The organism is Nonomuraea sp. NPDC051191, from assembly GCF_044455665.1.
GTDB lineage: Bacteria > Actinomycetota > Actinomycetes > Streptosporangiales > Streptosporangiaceae > Nonomuraea.
In genome coordinates, this window is record NZ_JBITEZ010000002.1 from 770,695 (window position 1) to 787,118 (window position 16,424).

15 protein-coding genes are annotated in these 16,424 nt (G+C 72.6%); 2 read left to right on the top strand and 13 right to left on the bottom strand.

Annotated elements, in window-relative coordinates; genetic code table 11:
• Positions 1–23: 23 nt before the first annotated feature.
• From ACIA8R_RS08240 to ACIA8R_RS08295, 12 genes are all read right to left on the bottom strand, one after another.
• Entirely contained in the window at positions 24–3,122 is a 3,099-nt protein-coding gene (locus ACIA8R_RS08240) for a helicase HerA domain-containing protein (RefSeq protein WP_397037272.1), read from the bottom strand.
• Complete coding sequence (locus tag ACIA8R_RS08245; protein ID WP_397037274.1) at positions 3,119–3,754, bottom strand: hypothetical protein; 636 nt, start codon at positions 3,752–3,754, stop codon at positions 3,119–3,121. The genes ACIA8R_RS08240 and ACIA8R_RS08245 overlap by 4 nt, the downstream gene beginning before the upstream one ends.
• Before the next feature lie 3 nt (positions 3,755–3,757).
• Entirely contained in the window at positions 3,758–4,774 is a 1,017-nt protein-coding gene (locus tag ACIA8R_RS08250; RefSeq protein ID WP_397037276.1) for an endonuclease domain-containing protein, read from the bottom strand.
• Between the two features lie 55 nt (positions 4,775–4,829).
• Positions 4,830–5,504: a sensor domain-containing protein gene (locus ACIA8R_RS08255; protein ID WP_397037278.1), complete on the bottom strand. Its 675-nt coding sequence runs from the start codon at positions 5,502–5,504 to the stop codon at positions 4,830–4,832.
• Positions 5,505–5,596: 92 nt separating this feature from the next.
• Positions 5,597–6,031: a helix-turn-helix domain-containing protein gene (locus ACIA8R_RS08260; protein ID WP_364097351.1), complete on the bottom strand. Its 435-nt coding sequence runs from the start codon at positions 6,029–6,031 to the stop codon at positions 5,597–5,599.
• Between the two features lie 40 nt (positions 6,032–6,071).
• Positions 6,072–7,670, bottom strand: coding sequence for an ABC transporter ATP-binding protein (locus ACIA8R_RS08265; RefSeq protein ID WP_397037280.1), 1,599 nt, complete (start codon positions 7,668–7,670; stop codon positions 6,072–6,074).
• On the bottom strand, positions 7,667–8,749 hold the full coding sequence (locus ACIA8R_RS08270) for a serine hydrolase domain-containing protein (protein WP_397037282.1): 1,083 nt from the start codon (positions 8,747–8,749) through the stop codon (positions 7,667–7,669). The genes ACIA8R_RS08265 and ACIA8R_RS08270 overlap by 4 nt, the downstream gene beginning before the upstream one ends.
• Positions 8,746–9,924: an anhydro-N-acetylmuramic acid kinase gene (locus ACIA8R_RS08275; RefSeq protein WP_397037284.1), complete on the bottom strand. Its 1,179-nt coding sequence runs from the start codon at positions 9,922–9,924 to the stop codon at positions 8,746–8,748. Before ACIA8R_RS08275 ends, ACIA8R_RS08270 begins: the two co-directional genes overlap by 4 nt.
• On the bottom strand, positions 9,921–10,820 hold the full coding sequence (murQ, locus tag ACIA8R_RS08280; RefSeq protein ID WP_397037286.1) for an N-acetylmuramic acid 6-phosphate etherase: 900 nt from the start codon (positions 10,818–10,820) through the stop codon (positions 9,921–9,923). The genes ACIA8R_RS08275 and murQ overlap by 4 nt, the downstream gene beginning before the upstream one ends.
• Positions 10,817–11,644, bottom strand: coding sequence for an ABC transporter permease (locus ACIA8R_RS08285; protein ID WP_357703364.1), 828 nt, complete (start codon positions 11,642–11,644; stop codon positions 10,817–10,819). Before ACIA8R_RS08285 ends, murQ begins: the two co-directional genes overlap by 4 nt.
• The gene (locus ACIA8R_RS08290) at positions 11,641–12,609 is read right to left on the bottom strand and encodes an ABC transporter permease (protein WP_364097336.1); all 969 of its coding nucleotides are present in this window, start codon (positions 12,607–12,609) and stop codon (positions 11,641–11,643) included. Before ACIA8R_RS08290 ends, ACIA8R_RS08285 begins: the two co-directional genes overlap by 4 nt.
• The gene (locus tag ACIA8R_RS08295; RefSeq protein WP_357703368.1) at positions 12,609–14,156 is read right to left on the bottom strand and encodes an ABC transporter substrate-binding protein; all 1,548 of its coding nucleotides are present in this window, start codon (positions 14,154–14,156) and stop codon (positions 12,609–12,611) included. The genes ACIA8R_RS08290 and ACIA8R_RS08295 overlap by 1 nt, the downstream gene beginning before the upstream one ends.
• 84 nt (positions 14,157–14,240) lie before the next feature.
• Between ACIA8R_RS08295 and ACIA8R_RS08300 the strand changes: the two genes are divergently transcribed.
• Both ACIA8R_RS08300 and ACIA8R_RS08305 read left to right on the top strand, forming a co-directional pair.
• Positions 14,241–15,125: a MurR/RpiR family transcriptional regulator gene (locus ACIA8R_RS08300; RefSeq protein WP_357703370.1), complete on the top strand. Its 885-nt coding sequence runs from the start codon at positions 14,241–14,243 to the stop codon at positions 15,123–15,125.
• A 135-nt stretch (positions 15,126–15,260) separates the two neighbouring features.
• Positions 15,261–15,779, top strand: a complete 519-nt coding sequence (locus ACIA8R_RS08305) for a peptidoglycan recognition family protein (RefSeq protein ID WP_364097330.1) — start codon at positions 15,261–15,263, stop codon at positions 15,777–15,779.
• Here the strand turns inward: ACIA8R_RS08305 and ACIA8R_RS08310 are convergent.
• A complete protein-coding gene (locus ACIA8R_RS08310) occupies positions 15,776–16,312 on the bottom strand; it encodes an NUDIX hydrolase family protein (protein WP_357703374.1) in 537 nt (178 codons plus the stop codon). The genes ACIA8R_RS08305 and ACIA8R_RS08310 overlap by 4 nt on opposite strands.
• Between the last annotated feature and the right edge of the window lie 112 nt (positions 16,313–16,424).

Sequence of the window (16,424 nt, forward strand, 5' to 3'; positions counted from 1 at the left end):
CGGCGCGGCCGGGACCGTGACGATCAGGTGCGGCCGCGGCTTCTGGCGACGACCTCCTCCGTGGTGAGCGGCGCCTTCGGGTGGTGCGTCAGGCACATCGGCACGCGCGCCTTGGCGAACCCGCCGCCCTCGCCGGCCACGTAGAACTCGCCCGAGCCCAGCCGGGAGATGTCCGGCACGTCGCCGCCGCCCTTGAACTGGGCCATCTCCCTGGCCGCGCTGATCTGGATCGGGGCGTTCAGCAGGCCGAAGAACTGGGTGGCGCAGTTGCCGGGGATCTGGTTGTGCAGCCCCTTGGGCGCCTGTGTGGCGAAGACGAGGCCCAGACCGTACTTGCGGGCCTGGGAGGCGAGCATCACCGTGCTGCGGGTGGAGACCGACGCGCCGCCCACCGCGGGAGCGAACGTCTGGGCCTCGTCCATGACGAACAGCGCGCCCAGCGGACGGTCCTGGGCGGGATGCCGCTTGAACCAGACGAACAGCTCCATCTCCAGCCGGCTGACGAAGCTCTGCCGCTGCTCCAGGCTCGGCAGCCCGGCCAGGCTGATCACCGAGACGCGGGCCCGCCTGCCCGGTGGCGGTGTCACCAGCAAGCCGGGGTCGACCGGCTCGCCGGCCCCGCCGAACAGCGGGTCGTTGTCCATGGCCGCGGTCAGCGACTGGGACAGGTCGGCCGCGACGCGCCGGGCGCTGGACAGCTCGCTGACGCCGTCCGGCAGGTCGGCCAGGTACGCCGCCAGGCCCCTCAGGCTGGTCGCGCCGCCGCCTCCGTAGGCGGCCAGGGCCCGCCTGAGCACGGCCTGCCCGCGCAGCGCCTTGTCGGTGTTGGCGTCCAGCCTGACCCGCGGCACGATGAACGCGACCGCCGCCTCGACCGCCTCGGCGAACTCGTCCGGATCGCCGGCCAGGCTCGCCAGATCGGGCAGCGGCTGGAAGCTCAGCGGCCGTCCGCCCGTCCGTCCCGGCGTCCAGACGGTCACGTCGGTGGCCGCCAGGTACTCCTCGGCGCGGCGCGCGTCTCCCTCCTCCCACGTGCGCGGCGGCTCGGGCCACGGCTCGTCCAGCCTGGCCAGGTCGTTGTTCGGGTCCAGCACGATGGAGGAGACACCTCGCAGCGCGCACTCCTCGACCAGCCGCCTGATCAGCACGGTCTTGCCCGATCCGGAACCGGCGAAGATCGCCGTGTGCTTGCGCAGCGCCTCCAGCGCGATCCGCACCGGCGCGCCGTCCGAGATCCGCCGGCCGATCGTCAGGGACTGGTCCTGGTCGTCGCCCTGGCGCCTCGCCTTCACAGGCATCTCAGGGGTCGGTACGGCGGGAACGCTCCACACGTCCGACAGAGCCTCGGTGAGGAAGCCGATCCCGGACGTCGGCCGCCGCGCGGCGAGCCAGGCGGCCAGGCCCGGCGGGTTCGCCGAGACCAGGTCCCGGAGGGCGGCCAGGACCAGCAGGTCCTGCCGGCTCATCCGCAGCGTCCGCCCGCCCGCCCGCTCGAACGCCGCGATCGCCTCCCGCGTGGCCGGTCCTTGCGACCAGGGGGTGTCGCGCAGCAGGAACAGCCGCCGCTTGGGCACCTCCGCGTCCAGCCCGGCCGCCACGCATGCCTTGCGGACGCGGTTCAGCGCCGCGTTCCCGTGCGTCGCGCTGACCGCGCGGAAGGCCCAGTGGACCTCGTCCTCCCTGCTCTCGTCGAGCGTGCGGCGCAGGCGGGCGTGCAGCGGAGGCTTGGCGCTCGGCGGCGGGTCCACGCTGAAGGCCCGGCCGGCCTCACCCTGCTCGGCGATCCACGCGTGCAGGCCGGCGGCCAGCAGCGCCGGCATCACGGTGTCCTCGCCGCCCTGGTCGATCACCGGAGCCTGCGCGGTCTCCAGCAGTTCGGCGAAGCGGCCGTCGAGCGCGCCGAGGTCGGCCGTGGGGGCGGGCGGCCGGGGACGCGGCGCCGGCACCGTCGCGAACCCGGTCAACTCCCTGACCTCGCCGTCCAGCAGGCAGGCGTGGACATGCCGGTCGATCCGGATGAGCAGCTCCCGCGGGGTGAACCCGGGCGCCTGCTCGAACGCCTCCGGCCGGACCGGCCAGGTCGGGTACGGCGGCTTGACGCCCGCCTCGCCGTACTGCACCTCGAAGCGCGTGGCGACCAGGGTGCGGGCGGTGGCCGCGTCGGGGATGGTCATGAGCTGGACCGCCTCGCGGAAGCGGTCGCGCACGGTGTCGACCGCCACCCGTACGACGAGCGCCCACGTGGCGGGGATGCACGTCACGACCGTCAGGGTCCGGCGGGTGACCTCGCGCAACGCCATCAGCCCGCCCGCGATGCGCTCGATCATGAGCTGCTCGGCCGGGTCGTGTTCGGCGCCGCCCTCGGTCGTGGCCCGCGACTGGGCGACGAGCGGGTCGATCTGGTCCACGGCGATGATCGTCGGGCCGGTGAGGGCCATCAGGCGCGAGAGGTCCCTGACGATCTCCTGCGGCGTCCGGTCGAGCCCGCGGATGCCCCACCGGGCCCGCTCGCCCGGCTCGCCCTCCGGCGCCGACGACAGGTACGCCTCGCCCAGGTCCTGCAGGCCCGGATCCTCGCCCGCCAGCAGGACCAGAGCGCGCGCGGCGTCCTGGCTGTCGCGGCCGACCTGGCCCCCGACGCGACGGAACGCGGTGACGAAGGCGTCCAGCTCGTCCCTGGTGAGGCCGCGCTTGCCGGTGATCGAGCGGCGTGCCATGCGGGACAGCCCCGCCATGATGGCCAGGCGGTCCAGGAGCACGGTGAGCTGCGTCTGCCCGTCCTGGCGGGGCCGGGAGAGGCTGTCCAGGAGGGAGACCACGACGCTCTCCCAGAAGCCCTTGGCGTCCAGCAGGCCGACCAGGACGAAGTAGCCGCCCTCGCGCTGGGCGCGCTCGCGCAGCCAGCCGAGCAGGTGGGTCTTGCCGGTGCCGCGCTGGCCCTGCACGACGACGCCGATGGGACTGGCCTCAGGCCGGTGGGCGGCCTCGGCCAGGCCGTCGAGGAGGACCTTCGTCGACGCGCCGTGCAGGCCCTCGACGTGGAAGGGGGAGCGGCGCCAGACGTCGTCGGCGCCCTCGGTGTAGTTGAACGTCAGCGCGGCCAGATCCGCGACGCCGCTCACAGCTCGCCGATCCACAGCAGATGCTTGTCCTGCCCGCCTATGATCACCGCCGCTTCGCGGTCCTCGGGCGTGAGCGTCTTCTGGTTCGACTCCGGGACGAGGTTCACGTCAGGGAGTCGTTCCATCAGGACGAGTGCCTCGTCCACCGCCGCCTTCGGCATGCCGGTCAGCAGTCGCCGGAGCCGCGTCAGGCTCACCCACGCACCCGGCTGGGCGGCCAGTTCGGCGTACGCGGCGCGGATGCGGGACTCCGGACCGGCGGCGGGCGCGTCCGGCTCGGGCTGGAAGATCTCCGACAGCCGCTGGTCGGTCCGCCGCATGAACCGGGGCAGCCATTCGAGCAGGGCCCGCGCGACGGCCCCCGACGAGCCGGTCTGGGGCGGGATCGTCCCGGTCTGCAGATCCTCGGCGAGCCTCGCCCATCCGGAGTCGGTCAGCACGTGCACGAAGGCGCGCCCGCGCCTGGGCTGCCGGCTCTCGACTAACTTCAGGTCGTTGAGCTTCAGCCGGCTCTTACGGTCGATGGTCAGCTTGTAGTGCTCCTTGAGCTCGCTGTTGGAGACCTCGCGGGCTTCGACGGCCAGCACCAGCAGGGCAGTGAACTCGGGCAGCGACAGCCCTTTGTCTGGCATATCTCATCCTTCCGCTCTGCGGCGGTTCCGCAGAAACTGGCCGATCTGACGGACCACGGTGTCCATGTCAGTCAATACTTGACCATCGGAGAAGCGCAGCACGGCGTAACCATCGAGTTGCAGCAGCACGTCCCGCTGCCGGTCCGCGGCGAACTTGGCCGGAGCCCGATGGTCGGGACCGTCGATCTCCACGACGCAGCGTTCCCGCTCCCAGAGCAGGTCCACCCGGATCGGGACGGCCAGCGGGCCCGGCCGGTACGTCTGGTTCCAGGCCCGCCCCCCGGCCCACGCCCGCGAGGACAAGGCGGCCTCCAGCGCCCGCTCGCTCGCGCTGCCCGGATGCGGCCTGCCCGCCACCGGCGGGTACGCGACGGCGGGCGCCTGATCGGCCGTCGCGGGAACCGGGACGGCTTCCCCGGCGCCGTCGAAGGCTGCCGGGAGCGGGACGGGGACCGTCCGCACGCGGTCGTCGTCCAGGGGCGCGCCCGCGAGCCAGACGCCGGCCCTGCCCCGGTGCGCCAGCCATTCGCACCCGGCGACCAGCACTTCCCGTGCCGCCGTGCCGAGCTCGTCCGGAACCCGTACCAGGATCGCCAGCCGGGCCCGGCCGAAGCTGTCGGCCAGCACCCTGACCAGCCCGGCCGCCCGGACCTCCGGCGCCAGCCCGCTGGGACCGCCCGTCAGCGCCCGCCGGGCCAGCTCGGCGAGGAACGGCCCGAAGTGGCCGGTGACCGAGGCCCTGCCCCGGGCCAGCGCCTGGACCGCGGCCACGTTCATCCCGGACGGGCCCTCGATGCCCTCGGCGCCCGGCAACCAGGCCGGGAACAGCGCGATGGCCGCCTTGTCCAGCTCACGCAGGACAGAGGCGGCCAGGTCGGCCACGGAACGTTCCTCGGCGGCGAAGTAGGTGACGACCGCCGGAGCGTCGTCCGGCAGGGGATCGAGGGCCAGTGCCACGGCGTCGGGGTCGGCGTCCAGCCGTACCACCCGGCCGATCGGCAGCTCTGCCCACGACGGCACGGCTCCCTGCCCTCACAAGATCGGAAACTTCGGCACTTGGGAGGGTAGCCCGTCCCTATCGGGCTGTCACCCAGCCCGCGGACGCGGTCTCCAGGGACGGGCTCTCCAGGGACGGGACGTGGGCGCGGGTCAGGAAGGCCTGGGAGACGCTCGCCTTCACCAGGGCGGCCGAGCGCAGCACCGGGACCAGCGTGAGCGCGAACAGCAGGCCGACCGCCGTGTTGAACACCACGAACGGCACGGTCCCGGTGCCGAGGCCGAGCAGCGCGGGCAGGCCGCCGTCCACGCCGGGGATCGCGGCGATCGCCCAGCCGTAGACCGGGAAGGTCAGCCCGAGCACGGCGCCCGCCCACCACACCGCGCTCACGACGGCGGCGGCCAGCGAGACCGGGAAGGTGATGATCGCGTGCAGCAGGTCCAGCGCCGCCTGGCCGGAGGCCAGCGGGTTCATCATGCGGCGGAACAGACCCGCCCCCGCGGGGGTCTGCGCGTAGCGGGGGCGGGAGATCGGGTGGCCGAGCACGCCGGGCAGCGCGGCGCGCTCCAGGTCGGCGAAGTGGCGGGCCGAGGCGGCGGTGGCGGCCAGGACGGGCAGCCCCACGAACGCGACCGCCGCGCCGAGACCGGCCGAGACGCCGGCCACGGCGAGGGTGAAGGACGCGGTGGCCATGGGCAGGCCGAGCAGGACGTAGCGGGTGTCGGCGGCGACGCGGTGCCGGAGGGATGTCATGGCCATGACGCTACGGATCCGGCGCCCGCCGATCGATCCTGGCTGCGGGCCGGTACGCGGTAGGGTCAGCCCTACCACGCGCCGGACAACGGCTACCGCGGCTGGTCCACCCGGATCACGGTCAGCTCCTGCGGGCGCACCGGCTCCCGGCAGCTCGCGCACACCGTGAGCGGCTCCAGGGGCTCGCCGCACGAGTGCCGCCACACGGTGGGCGGCTCGCCCTCGGTGACGTACCGGTCGCCCCAGTCCATCAGGGCGAGCAGGACCGTGTGCAGGGCCTGGCCCGCATCGGTGAGGACGTACTCGTGGCGCGGGGGGTGCCGCTCGTACGGCACCCGCTCCAGCAGGCCCACTTCGACCAGTTTGCGCAGCCGGGCGGTGAGGATGTCGCGGCTGGCGCCGGTGTTGCGGGCGATCTGGTCGAAGCGGCGCACCCCGAGCATGATCTCGCGCATCGCCAGCAGGCTCCACCGCTCGCCCACGACGGCCAGCGCGTTGGCGATCGAGCACTGTCTCGGGCGGGACAAGGCCCCTCCGCTCAGCTAGGTCCGGATTTCCAACTTACCATCAGGCGGCCTGACCCGGGATGGCGGCGAGCAGCTCGCGGGTGTAGTCGGCCCGCGGCGAGTCGAAGATCTCGGCCGCCGTGCCGCTCTCCACGATCCGGCCCGCCTGCATCACGTGCACCCGGTGCGAGATCATCCGTACGACGGCCAGGTCGTGGCTGATGAACAGGTAGCTGAGCCCGAGGTCGCGCTGGAGGTCGGCGAGCAGCTCCAGGGTCTGGGCCTGGACCAGCACGTCCAGCGCGGAGACGGCCTCGTCGAGCACGACCAGCTCGGGGGAGAGCGCCAGCGCCCGCGCGATGGCCACCCGCTGCCGCTGGCCGCCGGACAGCTCGTGCGGCAGCCGCTCGGCCACCGACGCCGGCAGCGACACCTTCTCCAGCAGCTCGGCGACGGTCTTCGCGCGCTCGGCCGGGGTGCCCACGCGGTGCACGCGCAGCGGCTCGGCGATCGACTTCTCCACGGTGTAGCGGGGGTCGAGCGAGGCGTACGGGTTCTGGAAGACCGGCTGCACCCGGCGGCGGAAGGCGAACAGCTCCCGGCGGCCGAGCGAGGTCAGGTCGGTGCCGTCGAACAGGATCCGGCCGGAGGTGATGCCGTCCAGGCCGAGCAGCAGGTTCGCGGTGGTCGACTTGCCCGAGCCCGACTCGCCCACCACCGAGACGGTACGGCCGCGCGGGATCGTGAAGGAGACCCCGTCCACCGCCGTGAACTCGCCGGAACCGCCTCTGAGCGGGAACACCTTGCGCAGGTCCTCCACCACGACCAGGTCCCCGGCCGCCTCCTGCGGGCCGGGCTCGGCCACCCGCACCGACGACAGGCTCGGCACGGCCTTCAGCAGCCGCCGGGTGTACTCGTGCCGCGGGTCGGCCAGCAGCTCGGCCGCCGGGCCGGTCTCCACGATCTCGCCCTTGTACATGACGGCCACCACGTCGGCCCGCTCGGCGGCCAGCGCCAGGTCGTGCGTGATGAGGAAGACGGCCGTGCCCATCTCGGCGGTGAGCTGCCCGAGCTGGTCGAGGATGCGGCGCTGGACGGTCACGTCCAGGGCGGAGGTCGGCTCGTCGGCGATGAGCAGCTTCGGCCGGCAGGCCAGGCCCATGGCGATGAGCGCCCGCTGCCGCATGCCGCCGGAGAACTCGTGCGGGTACTGCCCGGCCCGCCGCTCCGGATCGGGGATGCCGACCATGTCCAGCAGCTCGGTCACGCGGGCGCGCGCGGCCCTGCCCGCGGCCAGGCCGTGCACCTCCAGCGCCTCGCCGATCTGGTCGCCGATGCGCATGAGCGGGTTGAGGTTGGACATCGGGTCCTGGGGCACCAGGCCGATGCCCGCGCCCCGGACCGCGGTCATCTCGCGCTCGCTCACCCCGGCCAGGTCACGGCCGTCGAACAGCACCTGGCCGGTCGTGATGCGCCCGCCCGCGGGCAGCAGCCGGTTGACCGCGGCGGCCGTGGTGGACTTGCCCGAGCCCGACTCGCCGACCACGGCCACGGTCTGCCCCGGCAGGATCTCCATCGAGACGTTCCTGACGACGGTGACGTCCTGCTTGCGGGTGCGGAAGGCGACGGAGAGGTCGCGGATCTCCAGGAGCGGGGTCATGCGGTCCTCGATCGGTGGGTGATGGCCTGCAGCAGGCCGGTCCAGAGGGCGTCGGTGGGCGTCGGCACGCCGGGCGTCAGCAGGCGGTTGCTCGCCAGCGCGATCGCGACGTCCCGGCCGGGGACGAACCCGACGACGCAGCCGACGTAGCCGGGGTGGCCGAGCACGGTGACGGTCTCGTCGCGCAGGACGAGCTCGTAGGTGCGGAAGCCGAGCGCCTGGCCGGGGTCGGGGCCGGGGCGGAAGAACTCGCGGGCCACCTCGGGCCGCCACAACCGGTCGTGCTCCTCGTAGCGGGACAGCGCGGTGGCGTAGCGCAGCAGGTCGGGGACGGTGGAGAACAGCCCGGCGTGGCCCGACACCCCGCCGAAGGCGTGGTAGGCGTTGCCGTCGGCGACCTGGCCGAGCACGGGCCCGCGCCGCCAGCCGGCGAAGTCCGCGGCGCGGAAGGGCACCGGGTACGGCTCGGAGGTGTCGAGCATGCGCATCTCGACCCGGTCGTCCAGGGCGCTCATGGCCACCTCGGGGCCCGCCGGCCGCGCGTACGTGGTGTCGTCCAGCCCGAGCGGGCCGGTGACCAGCTCGGCCACCGCCCGGTCCAGGGACGTGCCGGTGACGGTCTCGACCACCCGGCCGAGCAGGATGAAGCCCAGGTCGGAGTAGTGCCGTTCGCGGCCGGGCGGGTAGCGCGGGGCGGGCACCCGCGGGTCGAGGTACATCGGCCACCACTCCCACAGTCCCGCCCGGTGCAGCAGCAGGTCCCGCACGCTGACCTGTTCCGGGCAGCCCGCCGGCAGGTACGCCCCCGCCCGCTCGTCCAGGTCCACCAGCCGGTCGGAGACCAGGCGGATGAGGGCCGTCGTGGTGGCGACGACCTTCGTGACCGAGGCCAGGTCGTGGTACGTGCCGAGGGTCATGGGCGCGTCGCCGGCGAGCGTGCCGCCGTCCGTGCCGTCGTCCGTGCGGCGCACGGTGCGGTGGCCGGCGCACTCGGTCAGGTCGAACCACGGCGTGCGCGCCGCCCGCACCACGCCCGCGGGCGCGGCAGGGGCGGGGGCAGGGGCTGGGGCGGGGCTCATCGGCGCAGCACCAGGGAGCGCGGGGGCGTGGGCAGCGGGGCGGGCAGGACGAGCGGGTCCGCGCCCGGCGTCAGCGTGCCCAGCACGCGGGCGGCCTTCGCGCCCGTGCCGCCGGGGACCGTGCCCGGCAGGCCGTGGGCGGTCAGCCAGCCGATGAGCGCGAAGGCGATGGCCTCCTTGTCGTCGGCCGGGGCGCCGAGCTCGTCCGACAGGGACACCCGCACGCCGGGCAGCGCGGCACGCAGGCCGTCCATGATGACCGGGTTGCGGCAGCCGCCGCCGGAGACGACGAGCACGTCCACGCCCGCCGCGGCGACGTCGGCGGCCACCGTGCGGACCGTCAGCTCGGTCAGCGTCGCCACCAGGTCGGGTCCGGACGGCTCGCGGCCCGCCTTCGCCGTCGCCGCCTCGACGTAAGCGAGGTGGAACAGCTCCTTGCCGGTGCTCTTCGGCGCGGCCAGCCGGTAGTACGGCTCGTCGAGCAGCACGGCGAGCAGGTGCTCGTCCACCTGCCCCGAGGCCGCGATCCGGCCGTCCTCGTCGAAGCCGCGCGGGTTCAGGCCCCGGCCGGCGACGACGGCGTCGATGAGGGCGTTGGCCGGGCCGATGTCGTAGGCGCTCAGGCCGCCGTCGCGCACGACGGTCATGTTGGAGATGCCGCCCAGGTTGAGCGCCGCCGCGCCGCGCTCGTGGCCGTCCCGCAGCAGGCCGCCCAGCAGCAGGTCGTCGAGCACGGAGACCAGGGGGGCGCCGTGCCCGCCCGCGGTGATGTCGCGGATGCGGACGTCCGAGAGCACGGGTGAGCCGGTGCGCTCGGCGATCCACGCGGGCTGGCCGATCTGCAGGGTGCCGCGCGCGTGCGCGCCCTCCACCCAGTGGAAGACCGTCTGGCCGTGGGAGACGATCAGGTCGGCCGGACCGGCCTGCTCGGCCGCGGCCTCGGCGGCCTCGGCGAAGCACTGGCCGATGAGCGTGTCGAGCACGCACACCTCGGCCAGCGTGACCGGGGCGGGCGGCAGCGCGGCCACCAGCCGGGCGCGCAGCTCGGCGGGGTACGGGGTGCTCGCGGTGTGCAGCACGCGGCCGGTCAGCACGTCGCCGTCCAGGGCGAAGTCGACCAGGGCCACGTCGATGCCGTCGTGCGAGGTGCCGGAGATCATGCCAAGGATCTTCATGCCGGCTCCCCCAGCGCCACCCGCAGCTGCCCTTCGCTGCGTGCCAGCAGCGCCGCGGCCTCCTGCGGGCCGAGCCCGAGCCGGGCTCCGAGCACCGCCTGCTTGACGTTGAAACCGTGCTGGTCGAGCACTCGTTCCGCCTCCTCGCGGTCCACACCGGCGATCGTCCGCACGATCCTGATCGCCCGTTCCCTGAGCTTGCCGTTGCTGGCCTTGACGTCGACCATCAGGTTCCCGTACGTCTTGCCGAGCCGGACCATGACGATGGTCGAGAACATGTTGAGCACGAGCTTCTGCGCCGTGCCCGCCTTGAGCCGGGTCGAGCCGCTGACCACCTCGGGGCCGACCAGCACCTCGATCGCGTGCTCGGCGGCCGCGCTGAGCGGGGTGCCGGGGTTGCAGGACAGGCCCACGGTCAGCGCGCCGCGCTCGCGGGCCCGCCGCACCGCGCCCAGCACGTACGGCGTGCGCCCGCTGGAGGCGATGCCGACCACCGTGTCCAGCGGCCCGATGCCGGCCGCGTCGATCGCCGCCGCGCCTGCCTGCGCGTCGTCCTCGGCGCCCTCGCACGGGTGCACGATCGCCCGCTCGCCGCCGGCGATGACGGCGAACACCTGCTCGGGCGGGGTGCTGAAGGTGGGCGGGCACTCGGAGGCGTCCAGCACGCCGAGCCTGCCCGGCGTGCCCGCGCCCACGTAGACCAGCCGGCCGCCCGCGCGTACCAGCTCGGCGGCGGCCTCGATGGCCCCGGTGATCTGCGGCAGCGCCGCGGCGACCGCGCCGGGGACGGTGGCGTCGGCCGCGTTCATGGTCTCCGCGAGCTCGGCCACGCTCATGGTGTCGATGCCCGCGAAACGCGGGTCTGCCGATTCCGTGGTCAGTTCTGAGAGGTTCACCGCTTGCCTCGGGTTCTGGGGTCGAGAGTGTCACGCAGGCCGTCGCCGAGCAGGTTCAGGCCCACCACCAGCAGGACGACGACCGCGCCCGGCGCGATCAGCGTCCAGGGGGCGATGAACACCAGGCTGCGCGCCTCGAAGATCATCGAGCCCAGCGAGGGGGCGGGCGGCGGCGTGCCCAGGCCGAGGAAGCTCAGCGACGCCTCGGTCAGCACCGCCCACGACAGCGACAGCGCCACCTGGATGACGATGATCGAGGTGATGTTGGGCAGCACGTGCCTGAGCATGATCTGCCAGCGGCTCTGGCCGGTGGAGACCGCGGCCTTGACGTACTCGATCTCCCTGAGGGAGAGCACGGGGCCGCGCGTGACACGGATGAAGATGGGGACGTACACGATCGCGATGGCGACGGCGACCGTGAACCAGTTGCGGTCCAGCACCGAGGCCAGCGAGAGCGCGAGCAGCAGCGGCGGGAACGCGAACAGCACGTTCGTCACGCCGCCGATGGCGCCGTCGGCGAAGCCGCGGTAGAAGCCGGACACCAGCCCGCCCAGCGTGCCGACCACGGTGGCGAAGGCCACCGCGACCACCGCGATGAGCGCCGAGTTGCCGACGCCGGACGCCACCCGGGAGAAGACGTCCCGGCCGAACTGGTCGGTGCCGAACAGGTGCGCCCCGGACGGCGCCAGGAACCGGTCGGGCGGATTCTGGGCGATCGGGTCGTAGGGGAGCAGCCCGGCGAACGACAGCGCCGCCACCACGGCCAGCACCAGCAGCACGATCGTGCCCGCCAGCATGGCGGGGCTCCTGCGCAGCGCGGTCACGACGCCCTCACCCGCGGGTCGATGATCCGGTACAGCATGTCGGTCAGCAGGTTGACCAGCACGAACGCCAGCGCGATGACCAGGACCGTGCTCTGCACGACCGCGTACTCCTTCTGCTGGATGCCGAGCAGCACCTGCCGGCCCACACCGGGCACGGAGAAGATCTGCTCGACCACGACCGCGCCGCCGAGCAGGTAGCCGAACTGCAGCCCGGTCATCGTCACGATCGGCACCAGCGCGTTGCCGAGCACGTGCCTGACCTGGAGCCGGCGCGGCGGCACGCCCTTGGCGCGGGCGGTGCGCACGAAGTCCTCCGAGCGCACCTCCAGCACCGCGGTACGGGTGGTGCGCAGGATCGGCGCGGCGATGCCGAAGCCGAGAACGAGCGCGGGCAGGAACATCTGCTGGAGGTTGAGCAGCGGATCCTCGGCGAGCGTGGCGAAGCCCTGGCCGTTGGGGTTGAACCCGAACGACGCCGCGAAGATCGACAGCAGCGTCGTGGCCAGCAGGAACGCCGGGACCGACAGCCCCGCCAGGCTCACGACCTGGCCGAAGGCGTCACGCGGCGAGTTCGTCCTGGACGCCGACAACATGCCGAGCGGCACGCCCAGCAGCAGCGCCAGCACGATCGAGAACACCGCCAGCTCGAACGTCACCGGCAGCGAGTGCAGCGTCATCTCCAGCACGCCCTGCTGAGAGCGGGCCGAGTAGCCGAAGTTGCCGGTGAGCATGTTGCCCAGCCAGGAGAAGAACTGCGTGACCGGCGACTGGTCCAGCCCGTAGTACTGCTCCAGGGCCACGCGCTGCGCCGGGGTGAGCGCGGCCGCCTCCGTGCCGAGCCCCGCGGTGATCTGGTCGCCGGGGATCGCCCGGAGCATGACGAAGACGAACACGGCCACCCCGAACAGGGTGCCGATCGTCGAGGCCACGCGCCGGACGGCCCGGTTGGCGAGGATCCGGCGCATCAGGCGACGGACGTCGTACGCAGGTACTGCAGCGACCCGCTGACCATCGGCACGAACCCGGACACGTTGGAGGTGGTGCCGGTGTAGGTGTAGCTGGTGAACAGCCAGATCCAGGGCGCGTTGGCCTCCAGCTCGGCCGACACCTTCTCGTAGATCGCCTTGCGGGCGGCCGGGTCGGTCGTGGCCTTGCCTTCGGCGAACAGCTTGTCCAGCTCCGGCGAGCTGTACCCGGCGACCTTGTTCAGATTGCCCTTGCTGGTGAAGTAGCGGGCGTAGGAGCCGTCGGGGTCGGGACGCCCGCCGTTCAGCGCGACGGCCGCGTCGAAGTCGGCCGCCACCCAGCGGTCCACGAACGCGCCGGACTCCAGCACCTCCAGGTCCAGGGTGATCTTCGCCTCGGCGAGCTGCGCCTTGAGGTTCTGGGCCTCGTTGACGGAGGTGGCGTACTCGCCCTGGGAGACGATGGCCTTGACCGTCACGCCGCCGGACTTGCCCGCCTTGCCGAGGTACTCGGCGGCCTTGGCCAGGTCGCGGCTCGGGCAGGGCCGCTGGGCCGGGTCGGACTTGAAGGCCGGGGCGGTGATCGGCCCGGTCACCTCGCCCTCGCCGAGCGCGGCGGTGTCGAGCACCTGCTTGCGGTCGATCGCGCACTGGATCGCCAGGCGCACGTTGACGTCCTTGAGGTCGCCGTGCTGCGCGTTGAGCTGGAGGGCGTGGTAGCTGAGCTGCGGCGTCTTGGTGACGGTGATCGTGCCGCCGCCCTGCGCGGTCTGGGCGACCAGCGGGTCGTTGAAGACCGCGAGCTGCACGTTGCCCGACTGCATGGCCGAGACGATGGACGACTCGTCGGGGATCACGCGGAACTCGACGCTGCCCACCTTGGGCTTCTCGGCGCCCCAGTACTTGTCGTTCCTGGCCAGCGTCAGCGACTGGCTCGGGACGCGCTTGCCCAGCGTGAACGGGCCGGTGCCGTTGGGGGTGGCGTTGAGCTTCTCCTCGGTGTCGTCGGAGGAGAGCATCGCCATGTTGACGGTGGCCAGGTTCGCCGGGAGCGCGGCGTCGGGGCCGGTCAGCTCCAGCACCACCGTGCTCTCGTCGGGGGCCTCGACGGACTTCACCGACGCCAGCGACGCCCGCGCCACGGCGGCCGTCTTCTCGTCCATGATCTTCTCCAGGGACGCCTTGACGTCCTTGGAGTCGAACGCGCTGCCGTCGCCGAACGTCACGCCCTTGCGCAGGGTGAGGGTCAGCTTCTTGCCGTCCTCGGACGTCTGCCACGACTCGGCCAGGCCCGGCACGACGTTCAGGTCCTTGTCGAACTCGGTGAGGGTGCCGTAGATGTTCTGCAACACGTTCACGGCGGTGAACTGGGTGGCCTTCCAGGGGAAGAGCGTGTCGGGGTCGGAGGTCACGCCGACGACCAGGGCGCCGCCGGACTTGCCCGTTGCGCCGGTGCTGGTCGCGGGCCCGGAAGATGATGAACAGGAGGTCAGGGCGATGGACAGCACTGCGGCGGCGCCGATCGCGGAGAGCGCGCCACGGGGCATGTGGTCTCCTCAAGAGCAGTAGGTCATAAAATTACGCAGACCCTACCACTGGTGTACTAAATTTCCTCAAGGGGTGGATGACGAATGGTCGAGGACGACGGAAGCCTGCTGATCCGTATCCGGGCCGCCATGCCGGCGTTACGGCCGTCGGAGCGGCGCATCGCCGAGACGTTCACCGGCGATCCGGCCGCCGCCGCGAACCTGTCCATCGCCGAGCTGGCCGCCCGCTGCGCCACCTCGACCACCTCGGTCGTGCGCTTCTACCAGCGCATGGGGTACGCGCACTTCAAGGACTTCCGGATCGACCTGACCAGGGCCGCCGCCCGGGAGGAGCTGACCAGGTCGAGCCTGCCGGAGGTGTCGGGCGACATCGACCGTCACGACAGCCTGGAGGGCATCGTCTCCAAGGTCGCCACCAACGAGACGCTGTCGATCGCCGACACGGCCCGCTCCCTCGACATGGACGCTCTGGCCAGGGCGGTGTCGCTGCTGCTGGCCGCGCGCCGGATCGACACCTTCGGCGTGGGCGCGAGCGCGCTGGTCGGCCTGGACCTGCAGCAGAAGCTCTCACGTATCGGGCGTACCGCGATCAACTGGCACGACGCCCACTCGGCCTGGACGTCGGCGGCCACGCTCGACGCCACCTGCGTGACCGTCGCGGTCTCGCACACCGGCGCGACCGTGGACACGGTCGAGTTCCTGTCCATCGCCCGCCGGTCGGGCGCGGCCACGGTGGCGATCACCAACTTCCGCGACTCGCCGCTGGCCGCCGCCGCCGACGTGACGCTGACGACCGCCGCCCGCGAGACGCAGTTCCGCTCGGGCGCCCTGGGCAGCCGCATCGCCCAGCTCATGGTCGTCGACTGCCTGTTCACCGGCGTCGCCGCGGCCAGCTACGACGAGTCGATGGCGGCCCTGCGCAACACCTACGCCGTCGTGCACGAGCGCACGGTGTACAAGCGGGGCTGAACCGGCGCAGGGCGGCCTGACCAGCACGGAAGGCTTTCTTTGGCGGCACGTGAATCTAGTGACAAAAAGTGATGACACAACTACTTTAAGTTGACATTCTGGTGGCGAGGCATCGTCTACCAGGAAAGACACCACATGCAACTGATCACCCGTGCCGACTGGCACGCGAAGAAGCCCAGCACCAGCTACACCCGGCTGGCCTCCACCAAAGGCGTCAAGATCCACTACACCGGCGGGAAGGTGCCCTCCGACCTGCCGGACGCCGACAACCACGACACATGCGTCGACCTGGTGAGGGACATCCAGCGCATGCACATGTCCGGCGGGCGCGGCGAGACCTACATCGACCTCGGCTACAACATGGTGTGCTGCCCGCACCGGCGCACCTTCATGGGCCGTGGCCCGCACGTCCTGCCCGCCGCCAACGGCCCGGGGCTCAACTCCGGGCACTACGCCGTGCTCGCCCTGGTCGGCAACACCGGGTTCACCGAACCGAACGACGACCTGCTCAACGCGCTCGTCGACGCCATCGAGTACCTGCGCGAGCACGGCGACGCGGGCAACGAGGTCAAGGGCCACCGGGACGGCTACGACACCGACTGCCCCGGCGACCCCCTCTACCACTGGGTGCGAGGAGGCGCCGAACGCCCTTAGACCAGGCGGCTCACGTGGGCCAGAGCCTGCTTGAGCAGCACTCCCTGGCCGCCGGTCATCTCCTGCTGCACGGCCGGCGAGGCCGCCTCCTCGGGGGTGAACCAGACCAGGTCCAGGGCGTCCTGCCGGGGCCGGCAGTCACCGGCCACGGGCACGATGTAGGCCAGGGACACCGCGTGCTGGCGCGGATCGTGGTACGGCGTGACGCCCGGCGTCGGGAAGTACTCCGCGACGGTGAAGGGCTGCGGGGAGACGGGGATGCGGGGAAGGGCCACAGGCCCGAGGTCCTTCTCCAGGTGACGCAGCAGCGCGTCGCGGACGCGCTCGTGGAGCAGCACCCGCCCCGACACCAGCGCCCGGCTGACCGTCCCGTCCGCCGCGATCCGCAGCAGCAGGCCCACCCGGGTCACCACGCCGGTCTCGTCCACCCGCACCGGCACGGCGTCGATGTAGAGGATCGGCAACTGGCCGCGCACCGATTCGAGCTCTTCGGGGGCCAGCCATCCAGGCGCGGTTTCGGTCTTTTCGGTCATCTGCCGATCGTATGCCCCGCGCCGCCGCTGACAGCGTAAGCCCCACCGACCGATCCGCGCACGGACCCGGCCAGACCCGGCCGGATCCGGCCGGGCCCGCCCGCACGGGCTC

Coding starts and splice junctions, on each gene's coding strand:
- ACIA8R_RS08245 (WP_397037274.1), bottom strand. CDS start 3,754: ATGCCAGACAAAGGGCTGTCGCTGCCCGAGTTCACTGCCCTGCTGGTG.
- ACIA8R_RS08255 (WP_397037278.1), bottom strand. CDS start 5,504: ATGACATCCCTCCGGCACCGCGTCGCCGCCGACACCCGCTACGTCCTG.
- ACIA8R_RS08265 (WP_397037280.1), bottom strand. CDS start 7,670: ATGACCCCGCTCCTGGAGATCCGCGACCTCTCCGTCGCCTTCCGCACC.
- ACIA8R_RS08270 (WP_397037282.1), bottom strand. CDS start 8,749: ATGAGCCCCGCCCCAGCCCCTGCCCCCGCCCCTGCCGCGCCCGCGGGC.
- ACIA8R_RS08275 (WP_397037284.1), bottom strand. CDS start 9,924: ATGAAGATCCTTGGCATGATCTCCGGCACCTCGCACGACGGCATCGAC.
- ACIA8R_RS08290 (WP_364097336.1), bottom strand. CDS start 12,609: ATGCGCCGGATCCTCGCCAACCGGGCCGTCCGGCGCGTGGCCTCGACG.
- ACIA8R_RS08295 (WP_357703368.1), bottom strand. CDS start 14,156: ATGCCCCGTGGCGCGCTCTCCGCGATCGGCGCCGCCGCAGTGCTGTCC.
- ACIA8R_RS08300 (WP_357703370.1), top strand. CDS start 14,241: ATGGTCGAGGACGACGGAAGCCTGCTGATCCGTATCCGGGCCGCCATG.
- ACIA8R_RS08305 (WP_364097330.1), top strand. CDS start 15,261: ATGCAACTGATCACCCGTGCCGACTGGCACGCGAAGAAGCCCAGCACC.
- ACIA8R_RS08310 (WP_357703374.1), bottom strand. CDS start 16,312: ATGACCGAAAAGACCGAAACCGCGCCTGGATGGCTGGCCCCCGAAGAG.